This is a genomic window from Paracoccus sp. KR1-242 (genome assembly GCF_049446195.1).
GTDB classification, from domain to species: domain Bacteria; phylum Pseudomonadota; class Alphaproteobacteria; order Rhodobacterales; family Rhodobacteraceae; genus Paracoccus; species Paracoccus broussonetiae.
Map to the genome: position 1 here is coordinate 37,366 of NZ_JBMSED010000010.1, position 14,981 is coordinate 52,346.

Sequence of the window (14,981 nt, forward strand, 5' to 3'; positions counted from 1 at the left end):
GCATCCGGCGCGTCGCTGGCCATCATGTTCGCGGATAGCTGCCATTTTGGGCACTGCCCGACATTTGGTCACTTTGCACGATTGCGCCCGGCCCGCTGCGGGAGTAGCGGGTTTTGCCATCCGACAACAAAGCAAGAGACTCAGGAATGCCGACGCCGATGACCCATTTCCTGCGTGCGGTCGGCCCCGCCGTTCCCCACGCATCGCCCAGAGAGGCCGTCCGGGCCGGGTTCGGCGCGATCCTGGGTCTGCTCGCGGCCGGTCTGTTCCTGCTTGCACCCTCTGTCGACATCCGGTTGGGGCTTTACCTGATCGCGCCATTCGGGGCGACCTCGGTGCTGGTTTTCGCGGCACCGAACAGCCCGTTGGCGCAGCCATGGTCCGCGATCATGGGCAATGTCGTCGCCGCGCTCGTGGGAATCGCGACCTGCATGGTGATCGCCGATCCGGTGATCCGCGTCTCGGTCGCGGTGGGGCTGGCCATCACCGCGATGATCCTGATCCGGGCCCTGCATCCGCCGGGGGGCGCGGTGGCAATGACCGCCGCCCTCAGCCCCGAAGCAACGCTGAAGCTGGGCTGGTATTTCGCACTGGCACCTGTGGCCTGTGGCACGATCGCGCTGGTGCTGGTCGCAGTTGTCTATGCGCGCCTGACCGGGCGGCGCTATCCCTTTCGCCAGTTCGAGGAAAAGAACGCCCACGGCACCGAAGATCTGGATCCGATCAAGCGCATCGGACTGAGCGAGGGTGAGCTGGTCACGATCCTTGAGCGTTACAACCAGACCATGAACCTTGGCGTCGCCGACCTTGCCCGCCTGATCGGGGCGGCAGAGATGGTCATGGCAAGCCATCACGGCGCAGGCTCTACCGCAGCGGATATCATGGCGCGCGACTTGGTCTCGGTCACCTCCGAGACACCGCTTTTCGAAGTGGCCGACCTGTTCCGCCGCCACGGCTTCACCTCGCTGCCGGTTGTGCGGGGACAGGACGAATTCCTGGGGATCATCTTCCAGATCCACCTGATCCGCCGCGTTGGCGAAAGCTCGCCACGCCGTCCCGGTGGCTTCCGCACCGCGATGGCGCGGCTGACGGGGCGCAGTTCTCCCGCCCGCGCCTGGGAGATCATGGAAACCCGCATCCCGCGCGCGACCCCCCAGACCCCGATCGCAGCGTTGCTGCCCCTGATGGCCGAGGGTCATTGCGAGGCCGTCCCGGTCCTTGAAGATCATCGCATCGTCGGCATCGTGACCCGCACCGACATCATCGCGGCCCTGGCGCATCAAAGCGCGCAGGACCAGCAGGAACAGGTCGGGACGCAGCCTTAACGCCGGGTTTCCCGCGCCCCGTTCCCATCAGGCGGCGCCGGGCGGCGCGGACACTGTCTAGGCTGGCGGGCGCCGGTCCCGTCGCAGGGCGCGGACAAAGCGGAACAGCACATAAACAGCGGACAGGACGTAAAGCGCCCCGCCGATGAACAAGATCCCAATGATGCCCGCGAAAAGCTCTCGGTCATGGACATAGGTGTCGGGATGCAGCACCGCGGAATAGAGGTTGAGCGAGACGAGATAGCCGATCCCGTAGCCCAGCAGCGCGCAGACCGGGACCAGCGCGACAAGGCCAAGGATCAGGACCAAAATCCGGGCGGGCAGGGACTGCATGATCAGAACAGGGTCAGCTGGTCGCGGGAAAACCGGTCGGAGCCCGCCTCGCAGCGATGCCAGGCCTTCAGGGCGTTCGGCTCGGCTTCGTGGCCAAGGCACCAGCCGCGTTCGTTCAGCGCGAGGCCATAGATCAGCATCGACTTGCAGGCGACGGCGATGCGGACATCGGGGCTGGGATTGTGCAGGCAAAGATCGCCCGCCTGGTCGTAAAGCTCCCGCAACTGGTCGTCACTCTCCGTGGCTCCCTGGAAAAGCAGAGTTTGGGCGGCGGCGGGCGGGGCTGGGCCGAAAGTCGCGATAACGGCCAGACAAGCAGGTGCGAGCATGCGCATGGGCCTTCCTTTCTGCATCCAGGTAGGGCGCGGAGGTAGGATCATACCACGATCCGTCAGTCGACCAAACCTTCGGGACCGGGACCGGCGAAGCCCCGCCGGTCGGAGCGGAACTGGCGGGGTCCCGGCCTTCCTGCTATCGTCGGTGCGGAACCGCCCTCAGGGAGAGATGGTGGGATGAGGAAGATCGTCGCGATCACCTATGTCAGCCTTGACGGCGTGATGCAGGGCCCCGGGGGCCCGGACGAGGATCGCAGCGGCGGCTTTGCCTTGGGCGGCTGGACCGTTCCCTTTTGGGACGAGATGATGGGCGGCCTGCTGGCAGGGCTGATCGAGGAGCCATTCGATCTGCTGCTGGGGCGACGAACCTATGACCTTTGGGCGGGCTATTGGCCGCAGAACGCCGACAACCGGATCGGCCGGAAATTTGAAGCAGCGACGAAATACGTCATGACCCGCGGCGCGCCGGACCTTGGCTGGGTGCGCTCGCAGCGCATCGCGGGGGATGCGGCACAAGGCGTCGCGGACCTGAAGGCCGGGGCCGGGCCGGACCTGCATGTCTGGGGCAGCGGGGATGCGCTGCAAAGCCTGATCGCCACCGGGCTGGTCGATGAGTACCGGACATGGATCTTTCCGGTGCTGCTGGGCGACGGCAAGCGCCTGTTCCGGCCCGGCCTGCCCGCGACGTCACTGGCGTTGACCGGGTCGCAGGTGTCCACGACCGGTGTGCTGATCAATACCTATCGCCCGGACGGTCCCGCGCGGACAGGTGCCGTGACCCCGGCCGCTGACGATGGAAGTTGACGCTGTGGCAAGGCATCAAGGCGTCGCTCTCAGATCTGCGACTTGCTCTCATTGATCATCACACCTGCTCGCCCTTCGCGCGGAACGGCGACGAGCAAGTAATGTGGCCCACCAGCAACTGGCCCATCCTTCGAACGACATTGCACGGGACCACGGTGAAACCCGCACGCTTGTATTCAAGATGCGCAGGGCTTGCGGGCCGGCTAGGCCCGCCGCCCCCGACCTTCGCCACGCAGCAGCCTCCACGCGCGGCCGTCGATCGCCAACAGCCCCAGCCCGATCAACACAAGGCCCGCATAGTGGTTCGGAGACAGCCGTTCGCCCAGCACCAGGCTGCCCAGCAGGATGGCGCTGGCGGGGATCATCAGGGTCACCAGAGAGGTGTTCAATTGGCCGATCGTGGACAGGCAGCGGAAATAGATCGCGTAGCCCAAGGCGGTCGAGAACAGCGCCAGCCCGATAAGCGCCGCAACAGTGCTCGGCCCAGGTGCGGCCAGCGTCCAGGGCTGGTCGATGACCGCCGCCAGTGGGATCATCATCGCGGCCGAGGCGGTCAGCTGACCGAATGCGCCCGTGGCGGGGGCGATCCCCATCTGCCGGAAGCGCTGGCCGAAGAACCCGGCGAAGCCATAGGACAGCGCCGCGCCCAGACAGGCGAACATCGGCAGCACAGAAAAACCCTTGTCCGACAGTGCGTCCAGCCCGACCAAAACTGCCACCCCGGCAATCCCGAACAGGATGCCCAACAGGCGGTTCGCGGTCACCTCGGTCTCTGGGGCAAGCGCCTTGGTCACCAGGATGGCGAAGACCGGCGTCGTCGCGTTCAGGATCGAGGCAAGGCCGCTTGCAATCTGGGTCTGCCCCCAGAAGAGCAGGCTGAAGGGGATCACGTTGTTGATCAGCCCCATCCCGAAAAAGGCACGCCAGACCGACCATGACCGCGGGATCTCGCGCCCGCTAGCTCGCAGCCAGGCAAACAGCACCAGCGCCGCCAGCGAGACCCGGACCAGCACGACGGTCAGCGGCGGCAGCTCTGCCAACGCCAGCTTGGACAGGAAGAACGAGCCACCCCACAGCAGCGACAACAGGATCAGGAACGCCCAGTCGAGGGGCTTGATGGCAGGTTGCTGGGACATGTCGCCTCGGCTGCGTTGGAGGGGCCGGCCGCGATCTTCGCGATGCCGGCGCTGCCCATATCTCTACCCGTCCCGCGCGGCGATGCCAGTATTTCCGTGAAGGTTCCTCAACCCACCTCGACCTCGATCGTCAGGTGGGACAGGTCGTGGATATGGGCAAGCCTATCGCGATAGGCCTGCAGGCTTTGCGGCGCGTCCGACCGGATCGAGACGATGGCGCCGTGATGGCCAGGGCCAAGCTGCCAGACATGCAGGTCGGCGATCCGATCACTGCCGGTTTCGATTGCGGCGCGGATTTCGTCGGGAAGATCCTCACCCTCGGGAAGATAGTCCATCAGCACCCGTCCGGTGTCGCGGATCAGGCCCACCGACCAGCGGGCGATGACCAGCCCGCCGACGATGCCCATCGCTGGGTCCATCCAGTTCAGGCCGTAAAGGCTGCCCATGACCAGCGCCGCGATGGCCAGGACCGAGGTCAACGCATCGGCCAGCACATGCAGATAGGCGGCCCGCAGGTTGTTGTCCCCGCCATGCTGGTCGTGATCGTGGTGATCGTGCCCGTGATGGTGGTGGTGATGATCGCCCCGCAGCAACCAGGCGCAAAGCAGGTTCACCGCCAGCCCCAGCACGGCAACGGAAATCGCCTGTGGGAAGCTGATGGCGACCGGGTTGTAAAGCCGGATCAGGCTTTCCCAGCCGATCAGCAGCGCGATCAGTGCCAGCACGACGGCGCTGGCAAAACCCGCAAGATCGCCCAGCTTGCCGGTGCCGAAGGTGAAGCGCGGGTTTCGGACATTGCGCCGCGCGAACAGATAGGCCATCGCCGCGATCAGCATGGCCGCCGCATGGGTCGACATGTGCCAGCCGTCTGCGACCAGCGCCATCGAGCCGAAGATGTTTCCGGCCACGATCTCGGCAACCATCATCGTGGCGGTGATGGCAATCACCAGCCAGGTCCTGCGCTCATTCCGTTCATGGCTGTCGCCCAGGAAGACATGGTCGTGAGGGGTGGAGAGGCGCGAGGTCAGGTTGGTCATTTCAGATAGGTCCTGATGACGTCGATCAGTTCAGCCGCGCCTTGGGCGCGGTCCGTATCGTCGTCCTTGTCGGGGTTCGAGATATGCTCGCGGATGTGATCCTCGATCAATTCGGCCGTGAGGCCCGAGACCGCGCCGCGGACCGAGGCGACAAGGTTCAGCACCTCGCCGCAGGGGGCCTCGGCTTCCAGAGACCGCTCGATCGCCTCGATCTGGCCCTTCAGGCGGCGCACGCGCGCAAGAAGCTTCGATTTCTGCTTGGTGGTATGAGACATGACATAGGGGGGTACCCTATCTTTCGCGCGACGTCAACCTGCGGCGCCCGTTCCCGTCGTCCGCAAGGGGTGCTAGCAGGGGCGCGCAAACGGGCAGGGGAAAGGGAACGCCATGCAGGCACTCGTCATCATCGACATGCAGCTTGAGATACAGCGCCGGATCGAGACCGGGCTGGATCACGTCAATCCCGGAACGCCCACCCGGATCGCAGCGCTAGCCGACGCCTTTCGCCACCGGGGTCTGCCGGTGCTGCATGTGCGACACGCGGATCAAAATCCCGCTTCGGCCTTTCACCCGGCCTCTGCGGGTCACGGTCCGATGCCCTGCGCCGAAGCGCAGGAAGGCGAGGCGGTGTTCGTAAAGTCGACCTCGTCGGCCTTCGCGTCGACCGATCTGGCCGACCACCTGCGCCGGGCGGGAATCCACCGGCTTGTGGTCGCAGGGGCGGTTGCCGGATTCTGTGTTAATTCCACGGTGCGGGCAGGGGCCGATCTGGGATTCGAGATGACCGTCCTGCGTGATGCTATTCTGGGATTCGGGCTGCCAGATGCCGGGCTTTCCGCCCGGACGGTTCTGGATGTCACGCTGGCACTACTGGAGGCAGATTTCGCGCGAGTGCTGCCGACGGCCGAGGTGCTGGCACGGATCGACGCCGATTCATTCGATTTAGCCGATTGATCGGACCAATATATTCAATTGGATTGATTTTCAGGGCGGGTGCTATCTGCACATCCACAGGGCAGCAAAATCCCAAGGATGGCAGATATGGCGACCAAGGCATATGCGGGTAGACCGGCACAGAGGGCGCAAACAGGCAGCACTGCAGGGCGCATCCTGCCGGGGTTGGGACTTGCGGCGCTAATCGCGGCGGCCGCCTTCGGCTTGCGCTCGGTCATCGGGATCGACGCACTCAGTCCCCTGATCCTGTCCATCCTGATCGGCATGGCCTTTCACAACCTGATCGGCACGCCAGCCATCGCCAAGCCCGGCGTGACCTTCTGCCTGCGCCGGGTGTTGCGGGCGGGGATCGTGCTTCTGGGCCTGCAACTGACGATTCAGCAGGTCGGCGCGGTCGGCGGAATCGGGCTGGCGGCGATCGCGGTGACACTGGTCTGCACCTTCCTGTTCACCACCTGGCTGGGCCGCGTGCTGGGGGTGGATCGCGGACTGACCCAATTGATCGCGGCGGGCAGCTCGATCTGCGGGGCATCGGCGGTGGTGGCGACGAACACCGTCACCCGAGCGCGGGACGAGGACGTGGCCTATGCCGTTGCTTGCGTTACCGTCTTCGGTTCGCTGTCGATGGTGCTGATGCCGTTGATCGGGCAGGTGCTGCATCTTGGGCCGCGCGCCTTCGGTCTGTGGACCGGCGCCTCGATCCATGAGGTCGCGCAGGTGATCGCGGCGGCCTATGCCCGCGGACAAGAGGCGGGAGAGTTCGGTACCATAGCCAAGCTGACCCGAGTGATGATGCTGGCGCCGATGGTGCTGGCGCTGGGGGCGGCTGCCGCCCGGCGCGCCCGTCACCAGGGCGGCACCGCCGGTCACGCCGCCCCGCCGATGCCGTGGTTCGTTCTGGGGTTCATTGTCATGGTGGCGCTGGCCAGCACCGGCTGGATGCCCGCTGCCACCGCGCCATATACGACGGCGATCACCCAGTTCCTGCTGGCCACCGCGCTGGCTGCGATGGGGCTTGAAACAGACATCCGCAAACTGGCAGCCGCGGGTCTTCGCCCGGCGCTTCTGGGTGCCGGAGCTTGGATTTTCGTTTCCATTTTCAGCCTGCTTCTGGTTCTCATGCTGGCATGACGCTGGATCAGCTTCGCATCTTTGCCGCCGTCGCCGAGCGTGAGCATGTCACGCAGGCGGCGGCCTTTTTGAACCTGACCCAAAGCGCGGTCAGCGCCGCCATTTCCGCGTTGGAAGAGCGCCATGCCGTCCGCCTGTTCGACCGCGTCGGGCGGCGCATCGTCCTGACCGATGCCGGGCGTTCCTTCCTGGTCGAAGCGCGGGCAATGCTGGGCCGGGCCGAGCAGGCCGAACGGCTGCTGGCGGATCTGGCCGGGCTGAAGCGCGGCACCCTGCGCCTTGCCGCCAGCCAGACCGTCGCGAATTACTGGCTGCCTCCGATCATGCACCGTTTCCACTGCACCTATCCAGGCTTCGAATTGCAGCTTTCCATCGGCAATACCGCCGAGGTCGCGCAGATGGTTCACGAAGCCAGCGCCGATCTGGGTTTTGTCGAAGGCGATATCGAGGATGCTTCGCTGTCGATCCATCCGCTGCCCGGCGACCAGTTGTCGCTTGTGGTCGCGCCGGGCCATCCTTGGGTCGCTCAGCCACCGGTCACGGCCCTAGACCTTGCCGCCAGTCCCTGGGTGCTGCGCGAGCCGGGATCGGGCACGCGCATGGTCAGCGAGGCAGTGCTGCTGGCGCATGGTCTGACCATCGGCGATATTCAGGTGGCGCTGGAGTTGCCTTCGAACGAATCCGTCCGTGCTGCGGTCGAGGCCGGCGCCGGGGCGACCCTGATCTCGGAACTGGTCGTCACGCCCTCGGTCGAAACCGGGCGGTTGGCGCGCATTGCCCTTGACCTCCCGCGCCGCGATTTTCACGTCCTGCACCACAAGGAGCGGCAATTGTCACTGGCCGAGCGCCGCTTTCTGGAAATGGCCGAAACGCCCGGCGACAAGCACGCAGGATCGGCCTCTGCTCAACATCGTTAGATTACATAAGTTTGGTTATCGATGTTATTGGCTGCTGCAAGGGGTGCCCAGGCGCCTCGCCAAAGAGACAGCCGCCTGCCTGAACTTTTGGCGACAGGGAAACAATCTTGCGCCATACCACCTTTGCGAATGTGTTTCCTTTTGCGATCAACCCCGGTTCGTGGTAGAAAAGCTCATTGTTCTATGGGATGGGTTTCCCCATGAGCGTCAAGATTCCATCCAAATTCACCTTTGGGATCGATGTTGACGGCGGCCTCGATCTCGATATTCCGACCAGCTACAGAATCGACATTCCCACGGATTTCACGATGCGGGTAAAAGAACTTGCCCCGATCGAGATCCGCCCGATCGACCTGTCGCTGCGCATCAAGGAGATTCCCGCGATCCGCGGACATCTTCCGCTGAACTACAAGGTAGGATTCAGGCTGTTCGGGCGCGAGATTGCCTGCGTGTCGCTTTGCGGCCAGGGGCAATTCATCACCGAACCCTATGTGCCCTATCCATGCGAGCCGCCGCCGCAGCGGCTGACCAGACCGGATCCGGTCGATCCGGTCCCCGTGGGCTAGGATCGTGCCATGGCCAAGCGCGCTGTCAGCACCCCTGTAGCCTCGCTGGAGTTCGTGGGACCGCCACGCCGCCTGATCGCGGTCGGGACCATCCCGCAGATTGGAGCCGGGGCCGAAGTTTCGGGCCCGGTCACGCGGTTCATGCCCGCGGACGGTCCCCCGGCGCTGAGATTCAGCCCCGAGGGCCGGCGCGGCGCGGCGCGGCTGCGCCTGCGCCTTGATGCCCGAACGCCACCGGGCGCCTATGAAGGAGCGATCGGCGCGGACAAGGCGACCCTGCCCTTTGTTGCACGGGTGCTGCCGGAAACTCGCGTATCGCTGCTGGCGGGTGAGCTGGCGTTTTCCGGTCCGCAGGGGGCGACCCCAATGGCGACGCTGGCCCTTGCGAATGACGGCAATACCGAAATCACCTTGCCGCGCGCATTTGCGATCGGGCTTTTCGACGATGACGGGCTGGAGACGGCCTTTGCCGCCTCTTACGTCCGCCCGATCAAGGGGATCGACGCCTTTGTCGAGACCTTCCACGGCAAGCTGCGCGAGGCGCATAGCGGCATCCTGAAGCTTGCGGTGACGCGGGGCTATGGCCCCCATGCCCCCGGCACCTCATTCGCGGCCGATTTCGCGCTGGAGATCGGCCCGACGCTGCGACCCGGCCATCGCTACCACGGGGTCGCCAGCACCGAATTCGCCGACCTGCCCATTACCGTGACCGTCATCAACGGAGCTGTCAAATGACCTCCAAATGCAAACCAGACATGGATATCAGCGGGGTCGATTCCGCACTTGGCGATCTTATCGCGGCGCAGCTGGGCCTTGGCCGCGAACTGATCAAGGCGTTGGTCGCGGGCGGCGCGCTGCTGGCGGACGGGGCCAAGGGACTGGGCCTGCCCAAGGGCGAGTGCTGCTGCGACATCCCCGAACCCTGTTGGATGCCGCGCGCCGTCGGCGAGGTGAAATGCCGCCTTGCCACCGGGGCCCAGGGTGAGGTCTGCCTGCATGTGACGAATGGCGATTTCCGCCCCCACAAATACGAAGTTCTTGCCGCGGGCGAGGATGCGGGGACGGTTCAGATCGACCCGCAGGATCGTTCGTTCACGCTGGGTCCGAAGGAGCGTCGGACGGTGTCGGTCCGGGTGGTTATGCCCAAGGACGACCGCAACCCGGACCGGCGGCAAAGCTGCTGCGAATGCGACGACCTGGACCTGCTGATCTGGGTCCGGGGTTGCGCAGATCACTACCTGCGCTGGATCGTCTGCCGCGACGACAAGGCGACCAAGCCCTGCTGCCATTGCGTCTGCGTCAGCGACGATCCGAATTATGAACTGCACTGGTACGACCATTTCCATATCCTGCGGCCCTGCCCCTCGGAAGCTGGCAGGGTGGGAGGTTGAGATGGCCGACAGAAAGCTAAGCGAGACGATCCGCGGTGCCTCGGCGGTGAACCTGAAATACTCGGCCGAACTGCTGAACCTGGGGCGCGAATATGTCCGCGCCTTCACCTCTGCCCTGACCGAAGGGAACGGGGCGCCCGAACCCGAAACGCAGCGCCCACCGCTGCTGCTGGCGGGCCGGACCGGAGAGACGGCGAACGCGGCCTTTGCCATCGGCAACCGCGGCGCGATGAAGGGCACGGTGACGGTTTCGGTCAGCGGCGATTTTGCCGATACCAAGGTCAGTGTCGAGCCAGAGCGGCTGGCCTTGGACAATGCCGCCGAAGAGATCATCGTCCGCATCCTGGCCCGGATCGGGCCCAAGACGGAAAGCGGCAAGGATTACATCGGCACCGTCCTGATCCCCGAGATGGATCACAGGTTGACGGATTTCGTGCTGCGCAAACTACCAGACTGACGTGCCGGCTTTTGAGGTCTGCCGATGGAAGACGCGGACGAAGGCGGGCTGCGCGATCGCGACCTGTCGGACATCATCGAGGAGATGCTTTCGGGCGGTCGCAATCCGGTCGACAAGCTGACGCGGCTGCTGCGCGTCGCCTCGGATGTGCTGTCCAGTCCGCCACGGCAGGATGCCGCCCCCGAAGCGGCGACGGGCAAGGGCTTTCTTGAAACCCTTGCCCATATCGTGACGCTGGCGCTGGACGATTCCGACATGCTGGCCCGGCACCTGTCCGCCTTTGCGGGCGACGCCGTCGCAATCCTGCAGCAGTCCGGTGATGCCGTCTTTGAACCCAGCCCCAAGGACCGCCGCTTCCGCGACCCGTTGTGGCGTGAAAGCCCTGTCCTGCGCGGGCTGATGCAGATTTACTTCGCCTGGAACAGTCATGTGCAGGACTGGTTGGACGCGCAACCCATCGAAGCGGCCGACCGCCTGCGCATCCAGTTCGTGCTGGACCAGATGAAGGCCGCCCTGTCGCCCACCAACCTGCCGATCCACCCCTCGGCCATCAAGCGGGCCGAGTCGAGCGCGGGCCGCTCGGCAGTGCAGGGGCTGAAGAACTTCGCGCTGGATCTGCAGGCCAATCGCGGCATGCCACGCCAGATCCGCCCCGGTGCCTATCGCCTGGGTGAGACGCTGGCGATGACACCCGGTGCGGTGATCTTTCGCAACGAACAGCTTGAACTGATCCAGTATGCCCCACAGACCGACCGCGTCCATATGCGCCCGGTGCTGCTGATCCCGCCCCAGATCAACAAGTATTACGCCTTTGACCTGAAGCCGCAGAACAGCGTGCTGGGCTATCTTGTCTCGCAGGGGTTCCAGGTCTTTACGATAAGCTGGAAGAACCCCGGCCCCGAATCCGCGCTTTGGGGGATCGAGACCTATCTGACCGCGATCCTGCAGGCCATCGGGGCCATCCGCGTGGCGACCGGCGCGGACAAGGTCAACCTGATTTCGGCCTGCGCGGGTGGGCTGACGGCGATTTCGCTGCTGGGGCATCTGGCGCAGGTGAATGCACCGCTGGTCGCCAGCCATTCGTTGCTGGTCACGGCGCTTTACCCCGGCAACGGCTCGATTCTTGAGGCGTTCACCACCGCCGGGAATTTGGAACTCGCCCGCCGCATTTCCGAGGCCGAGGGGACGATGGACGGGCTGGACCTGTCGCATCTGTTCGTCTGGCTGCGGCCCGAGGATCTGGTCTGGAGCTTCTGGGTCAACAACAACCTTCTGGGGCGACAGCCGCCGCCGCTGGATGTGCTGTATTGGGACAATGACCCGACACGGGTGCCGGCACGGCTGCATTCCGATTTCATCGACGTCTTCCTGTGGGATGTCTTCCGCACCCCCGGCCGCCAGATCCTGTTCGACCGCCCGATCGATTACGGACTGGTGCGGGTGCCGACCTATTTCGTCGGCGGGCTTGAGGATTACCTGATGCCCTGGCGCGGCATCTATCGCGCGGTGGACGCCTTCGGCGGGCAGAACCGCTTCGTGTTGTCCACCAGCGGTCATGTGCAAAGCATCCTGCGCCCACCAAATCTGGCCAATACCGAGTATTTCGTGAACGACGACCATCCACCCGATCCGGACCGCTGGCTGCTTGAGGCAGAGCGCCGCCCCGGCACCTGGTGGGTGGACTGGACGGCATGGCTGCGCGGCCACGCAAGCGAGGAACGCCCCGCCCCCGCCGCACTGGGCTCGGCCGAATTCCCGCCGCTTTGTCCCGCGCCGGGGCGCTATGTGCAGGAACGGATGCTGCCATAGGGTCTGGAAGGCAGGCGAAGCCGGACCGCGGATAGCGGCAAGCGGGCTGCAATTCCCGCTGCGATCCCGCGTGATAATTCGGCTATCAATCGAAATGGTACATTACGATTCGAGAATTCCGGGTTTCGGGGCGGGAAAGGAAAGAAAGTCCAGGCAGGCCAGTAGTTGCGGAAAAAACGGGCACAGTTGATGTCAATGTCCCCAGCCCTGCTTTGCCTGTCGCAGAAGACGGCTTCTGTTACGCGGATCGGCCGGGGCGTTTCCGGCCAATCCTTCAGTAGGGTACAGTCCGGTCATGCAAGCCGGAGATAACGAGGGCTAATGTTCAAGGATGCAAGCAGGATTTCGTTTTTCGACGTCGGCAGGGACAGCGTCGCTGCGTTGCGCGATGGTGATCTGCACCCGAGATACGAAGATGCCGCCTGGCTTGGCGCCGTGGTTGCGACAAACAACCAGCAGCAAAGACTTGGCCTTTACAAGTTCATCCGCAACTATCGGGACGAAAAAAGGGCGCGGAAATGCGTCGTCTTTCGGTCTTTTCCAATTATCGTCGAAAATTTCCGCTATGTCGGTAAAGTTCCGATGGTGAATGATCGCATCCTTCTGGCGGGCGCATCTGCATTGCGCGTCAGGATGAAGTTGGCCAAGAACCTTCCGGGAGAGGAGGTCGACAGGCGCATCATGGCAGAGACGGTATCGCGACATGCCGCCAATGACGCCGCCGCGACTAGCGAAATGGCCGAGATTGACCGCGCCCTGCCCTTCGTGATCGAATGCCGAAACTTTTTCAATTTCTACCACTTCACGACGGAATCCCTGATCTATTTTCAGATGTATCGGGATTATGGGCTGACCGGTGAAATTCACCTGATCTCCAGCAGCGATGAGATCAAGGGCTTCATCGGCAGACTGATCGGTGATCTTTATCCGGATCTTGTGGATCGAGTGAAATATGTCTCGGGCAAGGTCACGTTCAAGCGCGCGATCATTCCCTTCAACACCAATCACCTGTATCATCAGGCGACGCCAGAGGTCATCGAAGATATCGAGACCAAGGCCCGTTTCGCCAAGCTTGAACAAGATGGTGCGCTGCGCCCGCCCTCGATCGCAAATTACAAGCGGATCTACAACAACAGCCGCGACGAATATATCGACAGGCACCGCCTGAATGCTTTGGCGCATTCCACACCAAAGCAACCGGGCGCGCGGCTTTACGTCTCGCGTCGACCCGGCGCGGGCAAGGACCGCGAACTGAAGGGCGAAGACAGACTGGAAGAAATGCTTTCAAGGCATGATTTCAAGAAGATATATCTTGAAGACCTGTCCCCTCGCGAACAGATCGACCTGTGCCGGGATGCCGATATCTTCCTGTCGGCGCATGGCGCTGGCTTTGCCAACATGATGTATGCCCGGCCGGGCGCATGGTTTATCGAGTTGAGCCATCTGCAAACTGCGCGCCATCGTTTCGGTGATTTCAACATGCATGCGGCAGTCTCCGGCGCGCGCTATCTGCATTTCTTTGCCGATCACGCAACAAATGGCGCTGACGGGACGCCGAAGATGGAGGAAGCCGGTCATGCCGGGATTCACCTGACGAAGTTTGCGCTGGATCGGCTTGAGGGGCTGGTATCCATCATCACCGATGTCCATGCCTATAAAGGCACGTTGATGCACATCAAAAATGCACTGCGGGAATCCCGTCCAGATATTGTGAAATCCTTTGTCGAAAAATGCCCCGCCTATCTTAAAGGTTGTGCAGAAATTTGCCTTGTCGCGGCTGAAGCCTGCATGATGCAGAACAAGCCCGAAAAAGCCATGCGCCACCTTTCCCGGGGGATAGATATTGCACCGTTCCGCGCCGATCTTTGGGACCGTTACCTTGAAATATCGCAGGCCACGAATTCAGATGGCGCCGCCGCGCCAGAAGTCGGGATGAGGCATGCATTCCGCAATTTCCGCTGGATGCGCTCGGCACAGGATGTCAGCGGCGCAACGCTGATGCAGGTTCCCGAAGGATACCGGAAGTAAAACTCCGCAACACCCTTCCGAAAGGTCACGATGGACATCCTGATCGACGATGACGGCTGCCGGGTCGAAATCGACCGGGCGGCCTTGCCAACGGCGGAGCGGATCGTCGTCACCTTTGCGGGCGTCGGGCGAGGTCGTATTCCGAAAGGAATTCCGGTTCCGCAATTCATCGGATCGGCATCGCGTTATGGCGCTGCCGTTTCCGTCATCGACAAAAACCGGACCTGGGGGAATGGCTTGAACATTCCCGCGATCGCTTCTTGTATTCTTGACCTGGCCGACGGGCGACCTGTCTTCACTCTGGGAACAAGCATGGGAGGATTTCTGGCAATCCTGTTCAGCACCCCCTTGCGCGCGGAGCGAACCGTTTCGGCCGGGGCACAGTATTCGGTTTGCCCAAGCGTGATGTCTTCTGAGCATCGCTGGGATTACTTCGCACGGCGCATTGGGGAATGGTGGTATCCCAGCCTGAACGGATATTTCAACCTTGCGACCAAATACGTCACCCTGAACGGGAGTATCTGGCAGGAACGTCGTCACTGGTCGCAATTCCCGCTGCAAGAAAATGCGCAACATTACGTGATCGAGGGGATGGGCCATAACCTTGCCGCTCGCCTGAAGGATGCGGGCGCGTTGCCCGGCATCCTAGATCACGCCTTCCTTGCTGATTGGGGCAGCGACATGATCGACGCGGGCGTACTGGGCTTTCCAGCGCGCAGACTGGCGCCGAAAGGCCCGCATCCGGTGGGATAGCGGAC

The 14,981-nt window shown here is 63.4% G+C and carries 18 protein-coding genes; 12 read left to right on the forward strand and 6 right to left on the reverse strand.

Translation table 11 applies throughout. From position 1 onward, the window contains the following. The first annotated feature begins 158 nt into the window (after positions 1–158). Entirely contained in the window at positions 159–1,325 is a 1,167-nt protein-coding gene (locus ACO2Q4_RS15375) for an HPP family protein (RefSeq protein WP_423320356.1), read from the forward strand. A 57-nt stretch (positions 1,326–1,382) separates the two neighbouring features. On the opposite strand, the gene ACO2Q4_RS15380 is transcribed toward ACO2Q4_RS15375, so the two are convergent. Together ACO2Q4_RS15380 and ACO2Q4_RS15385 are read right to left on the reverse strand one after the other, a co-directional pair. Further along, entirely contained in the window at positions 1,383–1,658 is a 276-nt protein-coding gene (locus ACO2Q4_RS15380; protein WP_423320358.1) for a hypothetical protein, read from the reverse strand. 2 nt (positions 1,659–1,660) lie between these two features. Further along, positions 1,661–1,993, reverse strand: coding sequence for a hypothetical protein (locus ACO2Q4_RS15385; protein WP_423320360.1), 333 nt, complete (start codon positions 1,991–1,993; stop codon positions 1,661–1,663). Between the two features lie 177 nt (positions 1,994–2,170). Between ACO2Q4_RS15385 and ACO2Q4_RS15390 the strand changes: the two genes are divergently transcribed. Beyond that, positions 2,171–2,797 carry a dihydrofolate reductase family protein gene (locus ACO2Q4_RS15390; protein ID WP_423320362.1) on the forward strand — a complete coding sequence of 209 codons (627 nt, stop codon included), beginning with the start codon at positions 2,171–2,173 and terminating at the stop codon, positions 2,795–2,797. A gap of 203 nt (positions 2,798–3,000) precedes the next feature. Here ACO2Q4_RS15390 and ACO2Q4_RS15395 read toward each other — a convergent pair whose 3' ends face one another. The 3 genes from ACO2Q4_RS15395 to ACO2Q4_RS15405 form a co-directional block, all read right to left on the reverse strand. Then, positions 3,001–3,933, reverse strand: a complete 933-nt coding sequence (locus ACO2Q4_RS15395) for a DMT family transporter (protein ID WP_423320363.1) — start codon at positions 3,931–3,933, stop codon at positions 3,001–3,003. Between the two features lie 107 nt (positions 3,934–4,040). After that, positions 4,041–4,970: a CDF family Co(II)/Ni(II) efflux transporter DmeF gene (gene dmeF / locus ACO2Q4_RS15400; RefSeq protein WP_423320365.1), complete on the reverse strand. Its 930-nt coding sequence runs from the start codon at positions 4,968–4,970 to the stop codon at positions 4,041–4,043. Next, positions 4,967–5,245, reverse strand: coding sequence for a metal/formaldehyde-sensitive transcriptional repressor (locus ACO2Q4_RS15405; RefSeq protein ID WP_311759574.1), 279 nt, complete (start codon positions 5,243–5,245; stop codon positions 4,967–4,969). Before ACO2Q4_RS15405 ends, dmeF begins: the two co-directional genes overlap by 4 nt. 112 nt (positions 5,246–5,357) lie before the next feature. Between ACO2Q4_RS15405 and ACO2Q4_RS15410 the strand changes: the two genes are divergently transcribed. The 8 genes from ACO2Q4_RS15410 to ACO2Q4_RS15445 all read left to right on the forward strand — a co-directional run bounded on the left by ACO2Q4_RS15410 (position 5,358) and on the right by ACO2Q4_RS15445 (position 12,195). Next, complete coding sequence (locus ACO2Q4_RS15410) at positions 5,358–5,924, forward strand: isochorismatase family protein (protein WP_311759575.1); 567 nt, start codon at positions 5,358–5,360, stop codon at positions 5,922–5,924. An 87-nt stretch (positions 5,925–6,011) separates the two neighbouring features. After that, positions 6,012–7,055 carry a YeiH family protein gene (locus ACO2Q4_RS15415; RefSeq protein ID WP_423320368.1) on the forward strand — a complete coding sequence of 348 codons (1,044 nt, stop codon included), beginning with the start codon at positions 6,012–6,014 and terminating at the stop codon, positions 7,053–7,055. Further along, entirely contained in the window at positions 7,052–7,972 is a 921-nt protein-coding gene (locus ACO2Q4_RS15420; RefSeq protein ID WP_311759577.1) for a LysR family transcriptional regulator, read from the forward strand. The genes ACO2Q4_RS15415 and ACO2Q4_RS15420 overlap by 4 nt, the downstream gene beginning before the upstream one ends. A 200-nt stretch (positions 7,973–8,172) precedes the next feature. Next, positions 8,173–8,538, forward strand: a complete 366-nt coding sequence (locus ACO2Q4_RS15425) for a hypothetical protein (RefSeq protein WP_423320370.1) — start codon at positions 8,173–8,175, stop codon at positions 8,536–8,538. A 9-nt stretch (positions 8,539–8,547) separates the two neighbouring features. Beyond that, complete coding sequence (locus tag ACO2Q4_RS15430) at positions 8,548–9,273, forward strand: hypothetical protein (RefSeq protein WP_311759579.1); 726 nt, start codon at positions 8,548–8,550, stop codon at positions 9,271–9,273. Then, the gene (locus tag ACO2Q4_RS15435) at positions 9,270–9,929 is read left to right on the forward strand and encodes a hypothetical protein (RefSeq protein ID WP_395133925.1); all 660 of its coding nucleotides are present in this window, start codon (positions 9,270–9,272) and stop codon (positions 9,927–9,929) included. The genes ACO2Q4_RS15430 and ACO2Q4_RS15435 overlap by 4 nt, the downstream gene beginning before the upstream one ends. A 1-nt stretch (position 9,930) precedes the next feature. Then, a complete protein-coding gene (locus tag ACO2Q4_RS15440) occupies positions 9,931–10,386 on the forward strand; it encodes a hypothetical protein (RefSeq protein WP_423320373.1) in 456 nt (151 codons plus the stop codon). Positions 10,387–10,410: 24 nt separating this feature from the next. Next, positions 10,411–12,195, forward strand: coding sequence for a PHA/PHB synthase family protein (locus ACO2Q4_RS15445; protein ID WP_423320375.1), 1,785 nt, complete (start codon positions 10,411–10,413; stop codon positions 12,193–12,195). Positions 12,196–12,513: 318 nt separating this feature from the next. Here ACO2Q4_RS15445 and ACO2Q4_RS15450 read toward each other — a convergent pair whose 3' ends face one another. Next, complete coding sequence (locus ACO2Q4_RS15450; RefSeq protein WP_423320377.1) at positions 12,514–13,062, reverse strand: hypothetical protein; 549 nt, start codon at positions 13,060–13,062, stop codon at positions 12,514–12,516. Here ACO2Q4_RS15450 and ACO2Q4_RS15455 point away from each other — a divergent pair. Both ACO2Q4_RS15455 and ACO2Q4_RS15460 read left to right on the forward strand, forming a co-directional pair. Beyond that, positions 13,027–14,223: a glycosyltransferase family 61 protein gene (locus ACO2Q4_RS15455; RefSeq protein WP_423320379.1), complete on the forward strand. Its 1,197-nt coding sequence runs from the start codon at positions 13,027–13,029 to the stop codon at positions 14,221–14,223. The genes ACO2Q4_RS15450 and ACO2Q4_RS15455 overlap by 36 nt on opposite strands. Positions 14,224–14,253: 30 nt before the next feature. Continuing rightward, entirely contained in the window at positions 14,254–14,976 is a 723-nt protein-coding gene (locus tag ACO2Q4_RS15460; protein WP_423320381.1) for a hypothetical protein, read from the forward strand. Positions 14,977–14,981 lie beyond the last annotated feature (5 nt).

Bases quoted from the DNA above. Each gene is read 5' to 3' on its own strand.
- ACO2Q4_RS15375 (WP_423320356.1), top strand. From the start codon at position 159: ATGACCCATTTCCTGCGTGCGGTCGGCCCCGCCGTTCCCCACGCATCG.
- ACO2Q4_RS15380 (WP_423320358.1), bottom strand. From the start codon at position 1,658: ATGCAGTCCCTGCCCGCCCGGATTTTGGTCCTGATCCTTGGCCTTGTC.
- ACO2Q4_RS15385 (WP_423320360.1), bottom strand. From the start codon at position 1,993: ATGCGCATGCTCGCACCTGCTTGTCTGGCCGTTATCGCGACTTTCGGC.
- ACO2Q4_RS15390 (WP_423320362.1), top strand. From the start codon at position 2,171: ATGAGGAAGATCGTCGCGATCACCTATGTCAGCCTTGACGGCGTGATG.
- ACO2Q4_RS15395 (WP_423320363.1), bottom strand. From the start codon at position 3,933: ATGTCCCAGCAACCTGCCATCAAGCCCCTCGACTGGGCGTTCCTGATC.
- dmeF (WP_423320365.1), bottom strand. From the start codon at position 4,970: ATGACCAACCTGACCTCGCGCCTCTCCACCCCTCACGACCATGTCTTC.
- ACO2Q4_RS15405 (WP_311759574.1), bottom strand. From the start codon at position 5,245: ATGTCTCATACCACCAAGCAGAAATCGAAGCTTCTTGCGCGCGTGCGC.
- ACO2Q4_RS15410 (WP_311759575.1), top strand. From the start codon at position 5,358: ATGCAGGCACTCGTCATCATCGACATGCAGCTTGAGATACAGCGCCGG.
- ACO2Q4_RS15415 (WP_423320368.1), top strand. From the start codon at position 6,012: ATGGCGACCAAGGCATATGCGGGTAGACCGGCACAGAGGGCGCAAACA.
- ACO2Q4_RS15420 (WP_311759577.1), top strand. From the start codon at position 7,052: ATGACGCTGGATCAGCTTCGCATCTTTGCCGCCGTCGCCGAGCGTGAG.
- ACO2Q4_RS15425 (WP_423320370.1), top strand. From the start codon at position 8,173: ATGAGCGTCAAGATTCCATCCAAATTCACCTTTGGGATCGATGTTGAC.
- ACO2Q4_RS15430 (WP_311759579.1), top strand. From the start codon at position 8,548: ATGGCCAAGCGCGCTGTCAGCACCCCTGTAGCCTCGCTGGAGTTCGTG.
- ACO2Q4_RS15435 (WP_395133925.1), top strand. From the start codon at position 9,270: ATGACCTCCAAATGCAAACCAGACATGGATATCAGCGGGGTCGATTCC.
- ACO2Q4_RS15440 (WP_423320373.1), top strand. From the start codon at position 9,931: ATGGCCGACAGAAAGCTAAGCGAGACGATCCGCGGTGCCTCGGCGGTG.
- ACO2Q4_RS15445 (WP_423320375.1), top strand. From the start codon at position 10,411: ATGGAAGACGCGGACGAAGGCGGGCTGCGCGATCGCGACCTGTCGGAC.
- ACO2Q4_RS15455 (WP_423320379.1), top strand. From the start codon at position 13,027: ATGTATCGGGATTATGGGCTGACCGGTGAAATTCACCTGATCTCCAGC.
- ACO2Q4_RS15460 (WP_423320381.1), top strand. From the start codon at position 14,254: ATGGACATCCTGATCGACGATGACGGCTGCCGGGTCGAAATCGACCGG.